This window comes from Microbacterium hominis NBRC 15708, assembly GCF_001592125.1.
Classification (GTDB): domain Bacteria; phylum Actinomycetota; class Actinomycetes; order Actinomycetales; family Microbacteriaceae; genus Microbacterium; species Microbacterium hominis.
Genome location: NZ_BCWI01000005.1, coordinates 22,303 through 42,670, shown reverse-complemented (window position 1 = coordinate 42,670; position 20,368 = coordinate 22,303). Strand labels below are relative to the sequence as shown.

The 20,368-nt window shown below is 73.1% G+C and carries 12 protein-coding genes; 9 read left to right on the top strand and 3 right to left on the bottom strand.

Annotation, left to right across the window (positions count from 1 at the left end):
• Positions 1-25 precede the first annotated feature (25 nt).
• The 5 genes from araA (at position 26) to MHO01S_RS05770 (ending at position 10,366) form a co-directional block, all read left to right on the top strand.
• Positions 26-1,528, top strand: a complete 1,503-nt coding sequence (gene araA, locus MHO01S_RS05790) for an L-arabinose isomerase (RefSeq protein WP_060959390.1) — start codon at positions 26-28, stop codon at positions 1,526-1,528.
• A gap of 52 nt (positions 1,529-1,580) precedes the next feature.
• Positions 1,581-4,562: an immunoglobulin-like domain-containing protein gene (locus MHO01S_RS05785; RefSeq protein ID WP_061781974.1), complete on the top strand. Its 2,982-nt coding sequence runs from the start codon at positions 1,581-1,583 to the stop codon at positions 4,560-4,562.
• An 87-nt stretch (positions 4,563-4,649) separates the two neighbouring features.
• Positions 4,650-6,116: an MFS transporter gene (locus tag MHO01S_RS05780; RefSeq protein WP_061781973.1), complete on the top strand. Its 1,467-nt coding sequence runs from the start codon at positions 4,650-4,652 to the stop codon at positions 6,114-6,116.
• 55 nt (positions 6,117-6,171) lie between these two features.
• On the top strand, positions 6,172-7,320 hold the full coding sequence (locus MHO01S_RS05775) for an exonuclease SbcCD subunit D (protein ID WP_061781972.1): 1,149 nt from the start codon (positions 6,172-6,174) through the stop codon (positions 7,318-7,320).
• A gap of 28 nt (positions 7,321-7,348) precedes the next feature.
• Positions 7,349-10,366 (top strand): AAA family ATPase, encoded by a 3,018-nt coding sequence (locus MHO01S_RS05770; protein WP_061781971.1) that lies wholly within the window; start codon positions 7,349-7,351, stop codon positions 10,364-10,366.
• 3 nt (positions 10,367-10,369) lie between these two features.
• Here MHO01S_RS05770 and MHO01S_RS05765 read toward each other — a convergent pair whose 3' ends face one another.
• Positions 10,370-11,347: a hypothetical protein gene (locus tag MHO01S_RS05765; protein WP_060961044.1), complete on the bottom strand. Its 978-nt coding sequence runs from the start codon at positions 11,345-11,347 to the stop codon at positions 10,370-10,372.
• Between the two features lie 196 nt (positions 11,348-11,543).
• Here MHO01S_RS05765 and MHO01S_RS05760 point away from each other — a divergent pair, with 196 nt between their 5' ends.
• On the top strand, positions 11,544-12,131 hold the full coding sequence (locus MHO01S_RS05760) for a 4'-phosphopantetheinyl transferase family protein (RefSeq protein ID WP_060961045.1): 588 nt from the start codon (positions 11,544-11,546) through the stop codon (positions 12,129-12,131).
• Between the two features lie 79 nt (positions 12,132-12,210).
• Here the strand turns inward: MHO01S_RS05760 and MHO01S_RS05755 are convergent, their stop codons facing one another.
• Positions 12,211-14,271: an NAD(+) synthase gene (locus tag MHO01S_RS05755; RefSeq protein WP_061781970.1), complete on the bottom strand. Its 2,061-nt coding sequence runs from the start codon at positions 14,269-14,271 to the stop codon at positions 12,211-12,213.
• 100 nt (positions 14,272-14,371) lie between these two features.
• Between MHO01S_RS05755 and MHO01S_RS05750 the strand changes: the two genes are divergently transcribed.
• From MHO01S_RS05750 to MHO01S_RS05740, 3 genes are all read left to right on the top strand, one after another.
• The gene (locus tag MHO01S_RS05750) at positions 14,372-17,977 is read left to right on the top strand and encodes a TM0106 family RecB-like putative nuclease (protein ID WP_061781969.1); all 3,606 of its coding nucleotides are present in this window, start codon (positions 14,372-14,374) and stop codon (positions 17,975-17,977) included.
• 73 nt (positions 17,978-18,050) lie between these two features.
• Positions 18,051-18,350 (top strand): DUF3467 domain-containing protein, encoded by a 300-nt coding sequence (locus MHO01S_RS05745; RefSeq protein ID WP_060961047.1) that lies wholly within the window; start codon positions 18,051-18,053, stop codon positions 18,348-18,350.
• A gap of 287 nt (positions 18,351-18,637) precedes the next feature.
• The gene (locus tag MHO01S_RS05740; RefSeq protein WP_060961048.1) at positions 18,638-19,639 is read left to right on the top strand and encodes a magnesium and cobalt transport protein CorA; all 1,002 of its coding nucleotides are present in this window, start codon (positions 18,638-18,640) and stop codon (positions 19,637-19,639) included.
• An 87-nt stretch (positions 19,640-19,726) separates the two neighbouring features.
• Here MHO01S_RS05740 and upp read toward each other — a convergent pair whose 3' ends face one another.
• Positions 19,727-20,359, bottom strand: a complete 633-nt coding sequence (gene upp / locus MHO01S_RS05735; protein WP_060961049.1) for a uracil phosphoribosyltransferase — start codon at positions 20,357-20,359, stop codon at positions 19,727-19,729.
• Between the last annotated feature and the right edge of the window lie 9 nt (positions 20,360-20,368).

Here is a 20,368-nt window from a genome sequence, read left to right as displayed (position 1 = left end):
CCGTCCCCACGACCGGAAAGACATCATGACCCTCTCCACCACTCTCGAGAACTACACCGTCTGGTTCGTCACCGGCAGCCAGGGGCTGTACGGCGAGGAGACGCTGCAGCAGGTCGCCGCGCAGTCGCAGGCGGTCGCCGCCGGTCTCGAGGGGCTGCCCGTGCGCGTCGTGTGGAAGCCGGTGCTGACCGACTCCGACAGCATCCGCCGCCTGGCCCTGGACGCCAACAGCGACGACTCCGTCATCGGCGTCGTCGCCTGGATGCACACCTTCAGCCCCGCCAAGATGTGGATCGCGGGCCTGGACGCACTGCAGAAGCCGCTGCTGCACCTGCACACGCAGGCCAACGTCGAGCTGCCCTGGAACGACATCGACTTCGACTTCATGAACCTGAACCAGGCCGCCCACGGCGACCGTGAGTTCGGCTACATCCAGACCCGGCTGGGGGTGGCCCGCAAGACCGTCGTGGGTCATGTCTCCAACCCCGCCGTGCGCGATCAGATCGAGCAGTGGCAGCGCGCCGCCGCCGGATGGCAGGCCGCGCGCACCCTCAAGCTCGCCCGCTTCGGCGACAACATGCGCTACGTCGCGGTCACCGAGGGCGACAAGACCGAGGCCGAGCTGCGCTTCGGCGTGCAGGTGAACACGTGGGGCGTGAACGAGCTCGCGGATGCCGTCGCCGCGGCATCCGACGCCGACATCGACGCCCTGGTGCAGGTGTACCTCGCCGAGTACGACGTCGCCGAGGAGCTGCGACCCGGCGCCGAGCGCCACGCGTCGCTGCGCGACGGCGCGGCCATCGAGATCGGACTGCGCACCTTCCTCGAAGCCGGCGGCTTCGGCGCCTTCACGACCTCGTTCGAAGACCTCGGCGCGCTGACGCAGCTGCCGGGTCTGGCGGTGCAGCGGCTCATGGCCGAGGGCTACGGCTTCGGCGCCGAGGGCGACTGGAAGACCGCGATCCTCGTCCGCGTCGCCAACGTCATGGGCGCGGGCCTGCCGGGCGGTGCGAGCCTCATGGAGGACTACACCTACGACCTGGTCGCCGGGGACGAGAAGATCCTCGGCGCGCACATGCTCGAGGTCTCGCCGTCGCTGACGACCCAGAAGCCGCGCCTGGAGATCCACCCGCTCGGCATCGGCGGCAAGGACGACCCGGTGCGTCTGGTCTTCACCGCCGACCCCGGCCCCGCCGTCGTGGTCGCCATGAGCGACATGCGCGACCGCTTCCGGCTGGTCGCCAACGTGGTCGAGAACGTCGACGCGCCCGACCTGCCGAAGCTGCCGGTCGGACGCGCGATCTGGAAGCCGGCGCCCGACTTCGCGACCAGCGCCGCCTGCTGGCTGACCGCCGGCGCCGCGCACCACACCGTCATGACGACGGCGGTCGGCATCGAGGTCTTCCGCGACTTCGCCGACATCGCCGGCACCGAGCTCCTCGTGATCGACGAGGACACCACCGTCCGCGGCTTCCAGAAGGAGCTGCGCTGGAACCAGGCCTACTACCGCCTGGCCCAGGGATTCTGAGCCCCCTCGCCCGCCCTCGACACCACCTACCCGAAAGAGAAAGGTCTCGACGATGAGATCAGCACTGCTCCCGCCTGCCCCCGCGGCATCCGGGCGTTCGTCCCGCCGCGCGGTCGCGGCCGCCCTCGCCGGTGTGCTCGCGCTCACCGGCGTCGGCCTCGCGACCCCCGGTGCCGCGTCGGCCGCCGGCGTGCCCGCCCCGACCGCGCACTACGACATGTCGCACAGCGGCACGACCCTGCTCGACGTCTCCGGCAACGGGCGCAACGCGACGCTGACGGGCCTCACGGACGGCTCCTTCGCCGACGCGGGCGGCGACGCCGTCCTGCGCTTCCGCGCCGACGGCTATGCGTCCCTCCCGTCGGGGCTCATCACCGCGGCGGACAACGACTTCACGGTCGAGTACACGGTGTCCACGCAGACCTCCGCGAACCACTTCGGCTGGGTCATCGGCGACGGCGTGGGCGCGTGGAACACGACGGCCCTCGGCAACCACATCTTCCTCAGCCCCCGCTCGGCTCAGGGCGGCTACACCGACCAGGTGCTGTCCGCGATCCGCGTCAAGAACGGCGGCAGCAACGGCGAGAGCCGTCTGCCGGCCGGCGGCGGGCTCAACCCCGGCTTCACGACCCTGACGATGGTGGGCTCGGGCAGCACGCTGACCCTGTACCGCGACGGCGTGCAGATCTCCACGCTCACGCACGCGCTCTCGCTCAGCTCGATCATCCCGACGGGCTCGGTGCTCGGCTACCTCGGCCGCTCGCTCTACCAGGGCGACCCGCTGCTGAAGGCGGACGTCTCCGACGTCAAGTTCTGGGACGTCGCGCTGTCGTCCTCCGACGTGTCGGCGAGCATGCCGACGGCGCAGCAGAAGAGCGCGACCACGTCGGCGCTGCTGCGCGGTGACGTCCTCGCGCAGATGCTGGGCTCCAACGCCTCGCTCTCGAGCGTGTCGTCGAACCTGACGCTGCCGGCGACGGTGAACGGCGTCTCCCTGACCTGGTCCTCCTCCAACCCGTCGGTCGTGTCGACCACCGGTGTGGTCTCCCGCTCCATCGGCGCGAACACGGCCGTCACCCTGACGGCGCAGACGGGCCTGTCCAGCACGCTGACCTTCGACGTGACGGTGCTCGCGCCCAGCGTCGCCGCCGACCTCGACGCCATCACGCTCGCGTCGCGCACCACCGAGAACCTCCCGCTGGCCACGAAGGGCGCCGTCAACGGCGCCGCCATCACGTGGACCTCCTCGGACGCGTCGCTGGTGACGCCGACCGACCCCGGCTACACGGCACCGGCGGTCGGCGCGGCCGATCCCTACCGCGGCGGCGGCATCGTCGCGCGGCCCGCCTACGGCGCGGGCGACCGCACCGCGACCCTCACGGCCCACGCGACGCTCAACGGCGCCACCGCGGAGCGCAGCTTCACCGTGACCGTCGCCGAGCACGGTCGCTGGGCTCCGGATGCCGGCTACGCGGCGGCCTACTTCAAGTCCGACAGCGACGAGAAGATCTACCAGGCGGCCACGTCGGGCAACGACTTCTTCACGTTCTCGCCCGTCAACGGCGGCAACGCGGTCATCACCTCCACCGCCGACACGAAGGGCCTGCGCGACCCGTACATCCTCCGCTCGAAGGACGGCGACAAGTACTACATGGTCGCGACCGACCTGTGCATCGGATGCGGCACCGGCTGGGGCCCCGCCCAGTCGGCGGGAAGCCTGAAGATCGAGGTGTGGGAGTCGACCGACCTCGTCACCTGGAGCCGCACGAACGGTGAGAACACGGGCATCACCGTCAACCAGCCCGCGGCGGGCATGACCTGGGCGCCCGAGGCGTACTGGGACGACGACCTGCAGTCCTACGTCGTGTTCTTCGCGTCGCGGCTGTACTCGGATGCCAGCCACACCAACAGCGACAACCTGTATGCGCGCATGTTCTACGTGCTGACGCGGGACTTCCGCACCTTCACGTACCCGCCGACGAGCTGGCAGGACACCGGCTACGCCCGCATCGACTCGACCGTCACGAAGATCGGCGACTACTACTACCGCTTCACCAAGAACGAGGAGGGCGGCGCCGCCGGCACCCTCGAGGCGGGCAAGGACATCTTCCTCGAGCGTTCGAAGGTGCTCACGGCGCCCACGACCGCGTCGAGCTGGACGGCCGACCCGTCGACGACGTGGCAGCTGGTCGACACGCACATGACCTCGCTCGAGACCGGGCAGGCGGGCGAGGGTCCCGAGATCGTCAAGCTCAACGAGGGCGACCCCAACAACACGGGCGACGGCTACGTCTTCCTCGTCGACAACTACGGCGCGGGCGGCTACCGGGCCTTCCTCACGAGCGGCGGCGCCATCGCCTCGAGCACGCAGAGCGACCGGCTGTCGCAGCGGTCGACGTGGAACGTGCGGGCCACCGGCGGCCTGCCCGCCAGCCCCCGGCACGGCGCGTTCGTGAGCGTCACCCAGGGTGTGCTCGACGCGATGCACGCGTGGACCGGCGTCTCCGCGGTGGCCTCCACCACCACGCTGAGCGCCCAGGGCCGCGAGGTCACGGCGCGCGTCGCCGCGGCGGACGGCGGCGACGTCGTCGGCACGGTGACCTTCTCCGGCGGCGGCTGGAGCGCCACCGTGGCGCTGTCCGACGGTGCCGCCCACGTCGAGGTGCCCGGAACGGTCACGGCCGTCACGGCGCACTACGACGGCTACCGCGACGGGCTGGTCAGCGCGTCGACGTCGGCATCCGTCTCGTTCGGGCCGCGCATCGCCGTTGCCGCGACGACGCGCTGCGTGCTCGGCAAGGTGGTCGAGGTCGTCACCGTGACGAACAACGAGACCGTCGCGGTCTCGGCGGCGCTCGCGAGCCCGTCCGGCGCGAAGACGGTCTCCGTCCCGGCCGGCAAGAGCGTGTCGACGACGTTCACCACGCGCGAGAGCGCGCTGGCGGCGCACACCGTGACCGTGACGGCCACGGCCGCCGGCAACGCGTCGTCGACGGTGCAGACGGCGACGGTGGCGGCCGCCTCCTGCCGCTGATCGCCTGAGGGGAGGGGTCCGCCGCGAGGCGGACCCCTCTTCCCGTTCCGCGGCCGCCCCGCCGCGCAGGGACGCTAGCGTGGGACGGTGACGAGTCCCGCAACGGCCAGCATCCCCCTCGACAGCGCTCAGCGGTGGCGCGCCTTCTGGGTCTGCGTCTCGGTCGCGGCGCTGACCATCCTCGATCTGAGCAAGGTGAACGTCGCGCTGCCCTCGATCGAGAAGGCGCTGGGCGCCGGCTCGACGCAGCTGCAGATCGTCGTCTCGGGCTACGTGCTGATGTTCGGGCTGGCGCTCGTGCCCTTCGGGCGCCTCGGCGACCAGCGCTCCCGCAAGACCCTGTTCCTCGTCGGGCTGAGCCTGTTCCTCGTCACGAGCATCGTGTGCGCCGTCGCGCCCACCATCGAGGTGCTCATCGCGGGCCGCCTCGTGCAGGGACTGGCGGCCGGCATCCAGATGCCCCAGGTGCTCGGGACCATCCAGCAGATCTTCGTCGGCGCCGAGCGCGGGCGCGCGTTCGGCCTGTTCGGCGCGACGATCGGCATCGCGACGGCGATCGGCCCGACGCTGGGCGGGCTCATGATCGCGCTCGGCGGAGCCCAGGACGGCTGGCGGTGGATCTTCTGGATCAACGTGCCGCTGTGCGCGCTCGTGATCGCGGGCGTGCTCGGACTGCTGCCGCGCACCCGCCGCTCGACGCCCGGGCGGCTCCAGCTCGATCCCGTCGGGCTCGTGCTGCTGGCCTTCACGATCATCACGCTCATGTGGCCGTTCCTGTTCACCACCGGGGCTCCGAGCGACGACCCGCGCCGGTGGTGGTCGCTCGTGCTGTTCGTGGTCTTCGTGACCGCGTTCACGTGGTGGGAGCGGCGCTACGCGGCATCCGGCCGGTCGCCTCTCGTGCCGTTCTCGCTCTTCTCGATCTCGTCCTTCCGCAACGGCACGCTCGTGGTCACGACCTACTTCACCGCGATCCCGGCGATGTTCCTGCTCACGACGCTGTTCCTGCAGACCGGGGTCGGCACCGAGCCGGTGTTCGCGGGCATGGTCTCGATCGGCTTCGCGGTCGCCAGCGCGATCACCGCCTGGTTCGGCGGCAACCTGGTCGCGCGGCTCGGGCGGCCGCTCGTGGTGTGGGGCCTGGTGATCGTGCTCGTCAGCGTCGCGGCCCTCGCCGTCGTCGCCTACACGGTGCCGGCCGGGGTCGTCGAGTACGCGATGGCGGCGGTCATGGTCGTCGCCGGTGCGGGCGCCGGACTCGTGGTCGCGCCCAACCAGACGCTCACCCTCGCCGACATCCCCACCCGCGCGGGCGGGTTGGCGGGCTCCGTCGGCCAGCTCGGACAGCGCGTCGGGACCGCCGTCGGCACGGCGATCGGCCTGTCGCTGTTCTACTCGACGATCTACCGGGAGAAGGGCGAGGGGCACGACGGGCTCGAGGTCTTCCACAACGCGTACGCGTACGGGATGGTCGCGGTGGGCGTCTTCGTCGCGATCGCCCTGCTGATCGGTGTCATCGATCTCGGGGTGCGACGCCGCGCAGCCCAGGACTGAGGGCTCCGCCGCGGGCCTTCCGGGCGATGTCGCCGGCTCCGCCTACCGTGGAGTCATGCGCATCCTGCACACCTCGGACTGGCACATCGGGCGGACCTTCCACGGTCATTCCACGCTCGACGCGCTCCGCGGGGTGCTCGAGGCGCTCACGCGACAGGTGCGCGAGCACGACGTCGACGTCGTGATCGTCGCCGGCGACGTCTTCGACTCCGCCGCTCCGGCCGCCGCCTGCTACACGCTCCTCTCCGACACCCTCCGGGCGCTCGCCGACACCGGGGCCCAGGTCATCGTGACCAGCGGCAACCACGACTCGGCCGCGCGTCTGGGCTTCCAGGCAGGCCTGCTGCGCGACGGCATCCACGTGCGCACCGACCCGGAGCGCCTCGACGAGCCGATCACCGTGTCCGATGCGCACGGCCCGGTGCACTTCTACGGCATCCCCTACCTCGAGCCGGCGCTGCTGCGCGCGTCGTGGCCCCAGGCGCGCACGCACGCCGATGTGCTCGGGCACGCGATGCAGCGGGTGCGCGCCGACCGGGCCATCCGGGGCGGGCGCGCGGTCGCCATCGCGCACTGCTTCGCCGCGGGCGTCGAGCCGACCCCTCACCTCGAGCGCGACATCCAGCAGGGCGGGCTCGACGTCGTGCCGCTGTCGGTGTTCGACGGAGTGGACTACGCGGCGCTCGGACACATCCACGGCCGCCAGCGGCTCGCCCCCCACGTGCGCTACGCCGGCGCCCCCCTCCACTACAGCTTCGGCGAGGGCGACAAGCCGCGCGGGTCGTGGCTGGTCGAGCTGGATGCCGAGGGTGCGGCCGAGGCGACGTGGCTCGCGCTGCCGGTGCCGCGCCGGCTCGTCACGCTGCGCGGCCCGTTCGCCGAGATCCTCTCCTCTCCCGCGCACGCCGCGGCGCAGGACGCGTGGGTGAGCGTCGAGTACACCGACGCGCTGCCCGAGCGCGATCCGCTGCGCCGCCTCCAGGAACGGTTCCCGTTCTGCGCCAAGGTCGTGCACGCTCCGGCCGTGGTGCGCAGCGACGACGGGCGCTCGTACTCCCAGCGCGTGCGCGCCGCGCGCAGCGACGCCGAGCTCGTCGACGCCTTCCTCGCGCACGTGCGGGAGGGCGAGGGCGCGACGGCGCGCGAACGCGAGCTCCTCGGCGACGTCCTCGACGAGCGCATCCGCGTCGAGGCGTTCGCGTGATCCTCCTCCGGCGCGCGGAGCGACGGTCATGAAGCTGCACCGGCTCGAGCTCACCGGCTTCGGTCCGTTCCGCGACACGCAGGTGGTCGACTTCGACGCCTTCGACGACGACGGCCTGTTCCTCATCTCCGGGCGCACCGGCACGGGCAAGTCCAGCATCCTCGACGGGGTCAGCTTCGCCCTCTACGGCACCGTGCCCCGCTACGAGGGCGGCGAGAAGCGGCTGCGCAGCGACCACGCCCACCCCGCCGACCCCACCGAGGTGCGGCTGGAGTTCACGGTGGGCGCGCGGCGGTGGCGGGTGACGCGGGCTCCCGAGTACGACCGTCCCGCCAAGCGCGGCGGCGGTCTGACGACGGCGCCGGCCCGCGCCGAGCTCGACGAGCTCGTCGACGGCGCCTGGGTCGGCCGCGCCGCCAAGCCGCGCACCGTCGGCGAGGCGCTGGGCGAGGTGCTGGGGCTGAACGCCGCGCAGTTCCAGCAGGTCATCCTGCTGGCGCAGAACAAGTTCTCGCGGTTCCTGCTCGCTCCGGGCGACGAACGCCAGACGCTGCTGCGCACGCTCTTCGGCACACGGCGCTTCGAGCGCTACCGTGACGACCTGGAGCAGCGCCGCCGCGACGCCGCCGATGCACTGAAGGCCGTAGACGGACGGGCCCGCACCCTCCTGGGCGAGGCCGAGCGTCTCATCGGCGCCCACGGTCTCGAGCCCGCCGACGGCGCGAGCGCGGCCGACGCGCCCCTGCCCGAGCGGCGGGCCGCCGCCGAGCGGGCGCTCCAGCGTGCGCAGTACCGCGTCGAGCAGGCGGACCTCGCACGCCGCAGCGCCGACGCCGCCTCCGAGGCCGCGGCGGCGGCGCACGCCGCTCTGCAGGCGCGCGCGGAGCGCGGGCGCGAGCGCGCGGCGCTCCGCGAGAGGCTGAGCGGGCTCGAGGAGCGCTCCGCCGCCGTCGACGCCGACCGCCGGCGCCTCGCCGACGCGCGGGCCGCCGCGCTGCTGCGGGCGCCGGGGGATGCCGCGGAGCGCGCCGACCGTGCCGCTGCGACGGCCGCGGCGGATGCCGCGGCGGCCTGGCGACGATGGACCGACGGCGGGGGAGACGCCGACGCCGATGTGGCGGCGCTCGTCGACACCCTCACCGGAGACCTCGTGCGGTGGGAGACCGCCGCCGCGCACGAGCGCGAGCTCGACGAGCGGGCGGCCGCGCACGTCGAGACGACGCGCGTCGTCGCCGACCTCCGCGCCGCGTTCGACGCCCTCGACGAGCGGCGCGCGGGGGTGCCGGCCGTGCGCGCCGCCCTGGACGAGCAGATCGTCCGGGCGGAGGCCGGTGCGGCGCGCCGCGACGAGCTCGACGCCGAGCGCGCACGGCTCGGCGACGTGCTCGACGCCGCACGCCGCGCCGAGGCGCACGCGGACACGCTGACCCGCGCCGAGACCGCGTACGCCCGGGCGTCGGCGGCGACGGAGGCCGCGGCGGCCGAGGTCGGCGCCCTGCTGCGCCGGCGACTCGCCGGGGCCGCGGGGGAGCTCGCGGCCGCTCTGATCCCGGGCGAGCCCTGCGCGGTCTGCGGCTCGACGGCCCATCCCCGTCCCGCACACAGGGGCGACGAGCCGGTGACGGACGAGGTGCTCGCCGCCGCCGAGCGCGCGCGCGACGCCGCCGTCGCGGCCGAGGGCACCGCCCGCGAAGCGGCGGCCCGCGTGCGCGACGAGCTCGCTCAGGCCCGGGCGGAGGCCGCGGGCCTGGAGGTGGCCTCGGCCGAGGAGCAGCTCGCGAGCACCGCCGCCGCGGCCGCCGCGGCGGCGCAGGCCGCTGCCCTGCTCGACGAGCTCCACGCCCGCCGCCGCGAGCTCGATGCCACCGCCGCCCTCGCCGAGACCGAACGCGCGCGCGTGGCCGACGACCTCGCCGCCGCCCGCGAACGGCTCCGCGGCCTCGAGAGCGACATCGCGCGGCTGACGGCAGCCGTCGTGGAGGGGCGCGGGGGCTTCGACAGCGTCGCCGCGCGGATCGCCGCGACGGCGGCGGAGCGGGATCGGGCGCGCGCCGTCGTGGCCGCCGTCGCCGCGCGCGATGAGAGGCTCCGCGTCCGCGACGCCGCGACGGCCGAGTTCGAGACCCGCCTCGCGTCGTCGCCGTTCGCGGATGCCGCCGCGGTCCGTGCGGCACTCCTCGACGACGCCGGCATCGCGCAGCTCGACGCCGAGGTCGCCGACCACGCGGCCCGGCTGACGGCGACGCGGGCACGGCTGCTCGAGCTCGAGCTCGACGCCGTCGGCGACGAGATCGATGCCGAGGCGCTCGCTCGTTCCGCCGAGACCGCGGCCGCGGCGGACGCGGCCCGCGCCGAGGCGATCGCCGCGCACACCGGCGCGGACGGTGTCGCCGCACGCCTGGACGATCTGCTGCGGCAGGTCGATGCGGCACTGGTCGCGGTGCAGGAGAGCGGCGAGGACGCCGCCGCCGTCATCCGCCTGGCCGACACGGTCGCCGGTCGCGCGCCCAACACGATGAAGATGGATCTGGAGACGTTCGTGCTGGCCGCCGAGCTCGAGGAGATCGTCGCCGCCGCCAACGTCCGGCTCGCCGAGATGTCGTCGGGCCGGTACACCCTGCACCATTCCGACGCGCGCGCCGCCCGCGGACGGGCATCGGGACTCGGCATCGACGTGCTCGACGCGCACACGGGCCGACTGCGCTCACCCCAGTCTCTCTCCGGCGGCGAGACCTTCCTCGCCTCCCTCGCCCTCGCCCTCGGTCTGGGCGAGGTGGTCACCTCGCGCGCCGGCGGCATCCGCCTGGACACCCTCTTCGTCGACGAGGGCTTCGGCTCCCTCGACCCCGAGACGCTCGAGCTCGCCATGCGCACCCTCGACGACCTCCGGGCGGGCGGGCGCACCGTCGGCGTCATCAGCCACGTCGAGGCGATGAAGGAGCAGCTGCCCGCCCAGATCCTCGTGTCCTCGACGCACGAAGGGCCGAGCGTCATCCGTCAGGATGCCGCCCGGCCCTCGGCCGAGAGCGCGCGCGAGGCGCGCTGAGCGCTACTGCAGGTAGGTCTTCGCGGAGGCCAGGATCTCCTGGTACAGCGTGCGCAGCAGGTCGGCGGCGCTCTCATCGGCGCCGATGCTGGTGATGGTCTGCTGGACGAGGTCTTCGACGCCGCTGTCCCCGGTCACCAGCAGCGTCTGGCCGATGATGATGAGCGACTCGTCGGGGAGCACCTCCTCGATGACGTCCGGCGTGGCGGTCGGGTCGACTTCGGCGAAGATGTCGTTGACCTTCGGGCGGACGTCGGCGATGAACGCCTGCTCGGCGGCGGTCTCCTCGGCCGCGTCGGCCTCGCTGTCGTCGGTCGGCAGACCGGCGCCGGGCGTGACCTCCGCCGACGGCGTCGCGGAGGGGGCCAGCACGTCGTCGATCGACGACCCGGCCGCGGAGAGGCCGAGAAGCACGATCGACCAGATCAGGGCGAACGCCCCGATCGTCGCGCCCACGAGCGACAGCACGAGCGCCGTGATGCTCAGCGGCTTGCCGCCGTAGCGCTTGCCGGCCAGCCCGACGATCGAGAAGATGAAGCCCGCCAGCAGCAGCAGACCGCCGATGAGCACGGCCACGAGGCCGACCCACGGCACGGGCACGAGGCCGACGAGGCTGAGGATCGTTCCGCCCGCCGCCAGTCCGAGCGCCGTCCACGCGATCGCCTTGGACCGGGTGTCGGGCTGTCCCGGCTGCGGAGGGACGGGGCCGGGCGGCACCGCCCCGGGCTGTCCGAACGGCGCAGCCCCGTATCCGGGCTGGCCGTACGGGGCTGCCGCGGGCGGCACGGGAGGCAGCGGGGGCGCCGTCGGCGCGACGTACGCGTCGCCGTAGCCGCCGGTGGCCGGCGGGTAGACCTCGGTCGGTTGGGCATCCGGGGCGGGGTAGGCCTGGGTGGGCTGGTCGTCCGCCGGAGCGGACGCGGCGGCTTCCGGGGTGTCGCCGGGGGCGCCGTCGGGGTCGGTGGGCGGAGGTGTCGACATGCACTTTTCCTTCGTCTTGTCCGTCACGGCGCAGCACGGCTCTCCGTGGAGAGGATGCGCGGATACATAGACACTATCGAGTGCGCCCCGCTCCGCGGGCTTTCTCACGCCGCATCCCCCTCCCTGCGGGAGGCCGATGTGGGTCAAGATGGGACGGCGTGGCAATCCCCGTCGGCACGGGGGAAGGAAGGACGACATGACACTCACCTCGGTACTCCTGGACACCCCCTCCTCGGTTGCGGCGCGTCTCGGGTGGGATCCCGGCACGAGCGTGCACGATCGCCGCCGCATCCTCGCGAAGGAGCTCATCGCCGCGCGTCTCGGCTGCGACATGACCGAGATCCGCATCGAGCGCGAGGCCCCGCGCGGCTTCGGCTACCACACGCGTCTCATCGCCTCGCGCGACGGGCAGGAGCTGCCGATCGCGATCGTCACGGCGAGCTATCGCGCGGCGACGGTCGTCGCGATCTGCGACCCCGGCCTGCCGCTGGGCATCGACATCCGCGACATGACGCCGGAGCAGGCCGACATCCGGCTGATGCAGAAGCACTCGCACCTGTTCGATCCGAACAACATCCCCGACCTGTTGCAGCACTGGGTGCGCGTGCAGGCGGTGCTCGAGGCCGACGGCCGCGGGGTGCGCGTCGCCCCCGAGCGCGTGCGGCTCGACATGGGGCGGCTCAAGGGGTGGATCCCCGACCGCAACATGCGGTACACCCTGGTCGACGCCTCGCGCGACAGCTGGGTCATCACGGTCGCGATCGGAACGCTCCCCGCCGCCTGAGCACCGCCTTCATCCGTCCCCTCGCGTCGCCTCGCGCGGGGCGACACGACGACACGGGACGGATGAACGGCGCCGGGGGTCAGGCGGGCGGCAGCGCCCGGTCGAGCTCGGCGAGCCAGACCGCGGGGTTGCCGTCGCTGGGGGCGCGCCAGTCGCCGCGCGGCGACAGCGAGCCGGCCGCGAGCACCTTGGGGCCGTTGGGGATCGCCGTGCGCTTGAACTGGGCGAAGCCGAAGAAGCGGCGCAGGAACACGCGCAGCCAGCGCACGACGGTGTCGCGGTCGTACGCGTAGCGGTCGGATGCCGGGAAGCCGGGCGGCCATGTCCCGGCATCCGCGTCGCGCCAGGCGCGCTCGGCGAGGAAGGCGATCTTCGACGGACGCAGGCCGTAGCGCAGCACGTGGAACAGCGTGAAGTCGTGCAGGGCGTACGGCCCGATCGTGTCCTCCGTCGACTGCACCTTGCCGTCCTGACCCGCCGGGACGAGCTCGGGGCTGATCTCGGTGTCGAGCACCGACTGCAGCACGGCCTTCGCCTCGTCGGTGAGGGCGGTCCCGTCGCCGTCGGAGTGGGCGATCACCCAGCGGATGAGGTGCTGGATCAGGGTCTTGGGCACGCCGGCGTTGACGGCGTAGTGGCTCATCTGGTCGCCGACGCCGTAGGTGGCCCACCCCAGGGCGAGCTCCGACAGGTCGGAGGTGCCGACGACGAAGCCGCCGTTCTGGTTCGCGAGTCGGAAGAGGAAGTCGGTGCGGGCGCCGGCCTGCACGTTCTCGAACGTCACGTCGTAGACCGGCTCGCCGTCGGCGAAGGGATGGCCGATGCCCGTGAGCAGTGCGGTCGCCATCGGACGGATGTCGATGGTCTCGATCGACGCGCCGATCGCCTCGGCGAGGGCGATCGCATTCGACTTCGTGTGATCGCTCGTCGCGAAGCCCGGCATCGTGTAGGCGAGGATGTCGCTGCGCGGGCGGCCCATCCGGTCCATCGCGCGGGCGACCACGAGCAGGGCGTGGGTCGAGTCCAGGCCGCCCGAGACGCCGATGACCGGCTTGGGCGAGCCGATCGCGCGCATGCGCTGCTCGAGGGCGGAGACCTGGATGCTGAACGCCTCGAAGCAGTCCTGGTCGAGACGGGCCGCGTCGTCGGGGACGAACGGGAAGCGGTCGAGCGCGCGGCGCAGGCCGATGTCGGATGCCGGGGGGTCGACGGTGAAGGCGACCGTGCGCGCGCCGGGCGCGCTGACGCGGCGGTTGTCGTCGAAGGTCCCCTGCCGGAGCCGGTCCTGGCGCAGGCGGTCGAGGTCGACGTCGGCGACCGAGGAGCGCGGGCCGTCGGGGAAGCGCTCGCTCTCAGCCAGGAGGGCACCGGACTCGTAGATCATCGTCTGGCCGTCCCACGACACGTCGTTCGTCGACTCGCCGATCCCCGCCGCGGCGTACACGTAGGCGGCGTTGCAGCGGAACGACTGCGCCTTCGCGAGCAGGTGCCGGTCGTCGGCGCGGGCGACCGTGATGGGGCTGCCGGACAGGTTGAGCAGCACCGTCGCGCCGGCGAGGGCGGCGGCCGAGGACGGCGGGATCGGCACCCACATGTCCTCGCAGACCTCGGCGTGCACGACGAGCCCGGGCACGTCGGTCGCGGCGAACAGCAGGTCGGCGCCGACCGGCACCTCCTGACCCGCGAGGACGGTGGCGGCCGGGGCGCCCGCGCCGGCGGCGTACCACCGGGCTTCGTAGAACTCGCGGTAGGTCAGCGGGTAGCTCTTCGGGACGACGCCCAGCACACGGCCGCGGTGGATGAGGACCGCGCAGTTGTACAGGCGGGCGTCCAGGCGCAGCGGCGCGCCGACGGCGATGAGCGGCCGGAGCTCGCGCGACGCCTCGACGAGCGTCGCGATGGCCGCGTGGACGGCGTCGAGCACGGCATCCTGCATGACGAGGTCGTCGATGGCGTATCCGCTGAGGCAGAGCTCGGGGAAGACCGCGACGGCGACCGCGTCGTCGCTCAGGGCCCGGGTCGCATCGATGACCGCCTCGGCGTTTCGCACCGGGTCGGCGATGGCGACGGGGATCGTGGCGGCGGCGACGCGCGCGAAGCCGTGCCGGTAGACGCTCTCGAACGGCAGGTTCTCGATCACGTGTCCAGTCTGGCAGGTGCACGGCGCTCCGGCGGGTGCGCGGCGGCCCGCGGTGCACGATGTCGGCGCCTGCGACTAGCGTCGAAGACGGAAGGGCGACATGCGATACATCGAAGACAGCGGCAGCGGGGCGCGCATCGTCTGGAGCGCGACCGACCTGAAGGCCGCTGCGGAGTGCGAGTTCGCCTGGCTCCGGGCGATCGACGCCAAGCTCGGACGGGTGCCCGCGGTGGAGGAACCCACCGATCTCACCCTCGAGCGGGCGGGACGGCTGGGGACGCAGCACGAACGGCGCCAGCTCGAGGCGTACCGCGCGCAGTACCCGGGCCGCGTGGTCGAGCTGCCCGAGACGCGGTCCTCGGATGCCGAGGCCGTCGCCGTCGCGGTCGCCGCGACCACCGCGGCGCTGGCCGATCCGACGGTCGCCGTCGTGTATCAGGCCGTCTTCGCGACGGACGAGTTCGTGGGCTTCGCCGACTTCCTCGTCCGCGACGACCCGACGGTCGCCGCGCCCACGCCGTGGGTCGTGCAGGACACCAAGCTCGCCCGCCGCGCGCGGGTGACGGCGCTCATGCAGCTCGCGGCATACGTCGATCAACTCGACCGTCTCGGCGTCGCGCGCAGCGACCGGGTGGAGCTGCTGCTGGGCGACGGCTCGACCTCGACGCACGCCGTGCGCGACCTCATGCCGGTGTTCCGCCTGCGGCGCGAGCGCCTGCGTGCGCTCATCGCCGACCGCGATCTGGCCGCCGGCGCCGACGGTGACGCGATCGCGTGGGGCGACGACCGCGGCGCCCTGCGCGTCGTGGCGTGCGGCCGGTGCGCGACGTGCGACGCGGAGGTCGTCGCCCACCGCGACCTGCTGCTGGTCGCCGGCATGCGTCCGGTCCAGCGCGATCGGCTGCGCCTGGACGGCATCCGCACGATCGACGCGCTCGCGGCGGCGCGCGAGGCCCCGGCGCGCATGTCGTGGGACGCGTTCGCGGGCCTGCGCACGCAGGCCCGACTCCAGCTCGAGAGCCCGGCCGGCGGCGTCGGCGATGCGGCGCCGACCTCGGAGCTGCCGCCGGTGCCGACCTACGAGGTGGTGCTCCCGACGGCCATCGGCGCGCTCCCGCGCCCCGACCGCGGCGACCTGTTCTTCGACTTCGAGGGCGACCCGCTCTACACCGAGTCCGCCGACGGTGCCCCCGGAACGACCGGGGCGACGGGGACGAACGGGGCGATGTGGGGGATCGACTACCTGTTCGGGTGGGTCGACGACGACGAGCAGTACGCGGCGCTGTGGGCGCACACCTTCGCCGAGGAGCGCCGGGCGCTCGAGGACTTCCTCGACGTCGTGGCGCTGCGTCGGCGCGCCCACCCCGGCATGCACATCTACCACTACGCGCCGTACGAGCCGACCCACCTGCTCGCGATGGCCGCCCGCTACGGCGTGCGCGAGGCCGAGGTCGACACGCTGCTGCGCGAGGGCGTCTTCGTCGATCTGTACCCGATCGTGCGCCGGGCGCTGCGGGTGGGGTCACGCTCGTACTCGATCAAGAAGCTGGAGCCGCTCTACATGGGCGCCGAGGTGCGCACGAGCGACGTCCAGCGCGGCGACGACTCGATCGTGAAGTACGTCGAGGCCCGCGCGGCGATCGAGTCGGGGGCGCCGGATGCGGGGGCCGCCATCCTCGACGACCTCGCGGACTACAACCGCTACGACTGCGTCTCCACGCGCAGGCTGCGCAACTGGCTCGTCGACCGGGCCCGCGAGGCGCGCCTCGTCCCCTCGGCGGACGTCGACGCCGCGGAGCGTCCCTACGAGCCCTCCCCGCGGGCGGAGGCACTGAACCGGATGGCGGTGGCGGCGGCATCCGCGGCGGCACCTGACGAGACGGCCGTGCTCGCCCTCCGGCTCGGCGCGGCCGCGATCGACTACTACCCGCGCGAGGCGAAGACGTTCTGGGCGACGCACTTCCTGCGCCTGCGCGAGCCGGTGTCGATCTGGGAGGACACGCGCGACGTCATCGTCTTCGACCACGACCGCTGCCGCATCCTGAGCGACTGGCACATCCCGGAGGGAGGTCGGGTGCAGCGACGCGTGGTGGAGCTGCGCGGCGACCTCGCCCCCGGGACGAAGCTGAGCGCCGACGGCTCGGCGTTCGTGCTCTACGAGCTGCCCGCGCCGTTCCCGATCGACACGAGTCCGCGCTGGATCCACGCCGCACGATCGGTGCGGATCGTCGACGTGCTCGATGACGGCGTGGTCGTGGAGGAGAACTCCGTGCAGGGCTTCACCTGGCAGGAGCTGCCCCTCGCGCTGACCCCGCCCGCCCCGCCCCAGGCGGGATCGCAGCAGGCCGCGATCGATCAGTGGGCCGATGGGCTCATCGACTCCGGCGCCGCCCGCACCGCGGACTTCCCGCGGGATGCCGCGACCGACCTCCTGCTGCGCCGTCCGCCGCGCACGCGTCGGGGCGGGCTCACGCGGGCGGTCATCGCCGGCGACCTGCCCCGCGACGACGTCGACGACATCGCGCGGTCGGTGCACGATCTGGACCACAGCTACCTGGCGGTCCAGGGCCCGCCGGGCACGGGCAAGACCTACGTCGGATCGCACGTCGTCGCGCGGCTGGTGCGTGAGCACGGCTATCGCGTCGGGGTCGTGGCGCAGTCCCACGCCGTGGTCGAGAACATGCTCGCGCGCATCGTCGAGGCGGGCGTGCCGGCCGAGCTCGTCGCGAAGGCCATGAAGGGCAAGGGGCCCGCGTCCGGTTCCGAGCCGTTCACCCCCATCGCCAAAGACGGCTACGCCGCCTTCGCCGCCGACCATCCCGGGGGCTTCGTGATCGGGGGCACTGCCTGGGACCTCAGCCACGCCGGACGCGTGCCGCGCGGCAGCCTCGACCTGCTGGTCATCGACGAGGCGGGCCAGTTCTCGCTCGCCTCGACGATCGCCGTCTCGGTCGCCGCCCCGCGCCTGATGCTGCTGGGCGACCCCCAGCAGCTCCCGCAGGTGAGCCAGGGCACGCACCCCGAGCCGGTGGACACATCGGCTCTCGGCTGGGTCATGGACGGCGCCGCCGTCATCGCGGAGGATCGCGGCTTCTTCCTCGCGCAGACCCGCCGCATGCGCCCCGAGGTCGCGGCGCCGGTGTCGGAGCTGTCGTACGACGGGAAGCTGGCCGCGCATCCGTCGACCGCGGGGCGCCGCCTCGCGGGCATCCTGCCCGGCGTCGTGCCGGTCGCGCTCGCGCACACCGGCAACGCGACCCAGTCGCCGGAGGAGGCGGAGGCGGTCGTCGCGCTCGTGCGCGACCTCGTCGGCCGCGAATGGACCGCCGCCGCGGGCGTCGCGCCGAGGCCGCTCGAGCCGGACGACCTCATCGTCGTCACCCCGTACAACGCGCAGCAGGTGCTGGTCGAGGCGGCGCTGGTCGCGGCCGGGTTCGGCACGGTCCCGGTGGGCACGGTCGACAAGTTCCAGGGGCAGGAGGCCGCGGTCGCGATCGTCTCGCTCGCGGCATCCAGCGGGCGGGACGCACCGCGGGGCCTCGAGTTCCTGCTGCTGCAGAACCGTCTGAACGTCGCGGTCTCCCGCGCCGAGCACACGGCCTACGTCGTGTACGGCACGGGGCTGCTCGACGATCTGCCGCGCACGCCCGACGGGGTCGCCCGCCTCAGCGCGTTCGCGCGGCTCGTCGGCGCGGACCGCACGTAGACTCGCCGGAAGACGTCCCTGCCGGCGGGCGGCCCCGGCGCCGCGGCCGACGCACCGCGAGAAGGAGGACGGCATGAACGATGAGACGCCCCGGCAGTTCGAGATCGACCTGCCCCCCGAGATCGTGGCGGGCACGTACGCCGACTTCGCGAACGTCTGGCACACCCCCGACGTGTTCGTGATGGACTTCGTCTGCCTCGCCCGGCCCCCGCAGGCGGGGGTGGATGCCGAGGGTGCCCCGGTCACGGTCGTGCCCGGCCGCGTCGTCCAACGGGTGCGCATCCCTCCCCAGCAGGTGTTCGAGCTCGCGAAGGCGCTCACCCAGCAGCTGGAGTTCTGGGAGCAGGAGACGGGGCGCCGCTCCGAGGCGTGAGCCGCCTGTGAGGTCACGTCACCCGCGGGGGCTATACTCACCGAGGCCCGTCACCGCGTATCCGAGCGCGGCGGGCCCCGATCCGAGGCGGTGAGACACCATGGCAGACGATAGTAGGCGCGCCGCGGTGGGCGCCGCCGGCATCACCTCGCTCTGAGAGCCGGCCCCTCCGCGGCGCTTCCGTGCGCGCCGTCAGCCGCGCGCACCCCGCGCCCACCCGACACGGGTGCGCGATGACCCGCGCCTGCGCCACCCCCGCGCCGCGCGCCATCCGGAGGAGGACCGACATGACCCTGATCGACAACGCCGTGTACAAGGACGGTGTCCGCGTCGCGACGCCGGCCTCGTTGGACGAGGCCTACGCGCTGCAGGAGGCGCACGCGGGCTTCGCCTGGATCGGTCTCTACCGGCCGTCCGAGCAGGAGCTCGCCTCGGTGGCCGCCGAGTTCGAGCTGCACCCCCTCGCCATCGAGGACGCCGCCCTGGGCCACCAGCGCTCGAAGGTGGAGCGCTACGGCGACACGCTCTTCGTGGTGCTGCGCCCGGCCCGCTACGACGACGAGCGCGAAGAGCTCGACATCGGCGAGCTGCACCTCTTCGTCGGCCCCGACTTCCTCATCACCATCCGCCACGCCGAGTCGCCCGACCTCGGCGCCGTCCGGCGGCGGCTCGAGGAGCAGCCCGAGCTGCTGGCACTCGGGTCGGAGGCCGTCCTGTACGCGGTGTTGGATCGCGTGGTCGACGAGTACGAGCCGCTCGTCGCCGGCATCGAGAACGACATCGACGAGATCGAGGACGACCTGTTCGGCGACGCCGACGACGACGCGCTCTCCCGCCGCATCTACGAGCTGTCGGGCGAGCTGAACCGGTTCGCGCGCGCGACGCATCCGCTGGTGCCGATCATCGAGTGGCTGCAGCGGGGCCATGAGGCGTACCACGTCGACATCGAGCTGCAGCGCCGGCTGCGCGACGTCCGCGACCACGCGCTGCGGGTCACGGAGCGCATCGACGGGTTCCGCGCCGTGCTGGACAAGGCGCTCACCGTGCACTCGGCGCTCGTCGCCCGGCGGCAGACCGAGGTCAACCTCGCGCAGAACGAGCAGGTCAAGAAGATCTCCTCGTGGGCGGCCATCATCTTCGCGCCGACGCTGATCGGCACCGTCTACGGCATGAACTTCGACGTCATGCCGGAGCTGCACTGGGAGTACGGCTATCCGGTCGCCCTCACGGTGATGATCACGTTCCCGGCCGTGCTGTACGTCATCTTCAAGCGCCGCCGCTGGCTGTGACCGCCACCCGCGCTTCGTCCGTCCCGCGGCGCCGCTTCGCGGCGGCGATGGCGACCGGAGCGGACGGATGAAGGCGTCGGCGGCGGGTCAGACGGTGCCGTAGAGGCGGTCGCCGGCGTCGCCGAGACCGGGCACGATGTAGCCCTTCTCGTTCAGCCGCTCGTCGAGCGCGCCGAGCACCAGCGTGACGTCGCGGTCGCCGACGAGCTCCTCGATCTTCGCGACGCCCTCCGGGGCGCCGAGGATGCAGATCGCGGTGACGTCCTGCGCCCCGCGGGCGAACAGGAAGTCGATCGCGGCCCCCAGGGAGCCGCCCGTCGCGAGCATCGGGTCGAGCACGAAGCACTGGCGGTCGCTGAGGTCGCCGGGAAGGCGCTCGGCGTACGTGTACGGCTGGAGGGTCTCCTCGTTGCGCGCCATGCCGAGGAAGCCGATCTCGGCGGTGGGCAGCAGCTTCACCATGCCGTCGAGCATGCCGAGGCCGGCGCGCAGGATCGGCACCACGAGGGGACGCGGCTCGGAGATGCGCACCCCGGTCGTCGTCGTGACGGGCGTCTGGATCTCGACCTCCTCGACACGCACGCCGCGGGTCGCCTCGTAGGCGAGCAGCGTCAGCAGCTCCTCGGTGAGCTGGCGGAACACCGGCGACGGTGTGCGCTCGTCGCGCAGCACCGTGAGCTTGTGGGTGATGAGGGGGTGATCGGCAACGTGCACGCGCATGATGTCAGC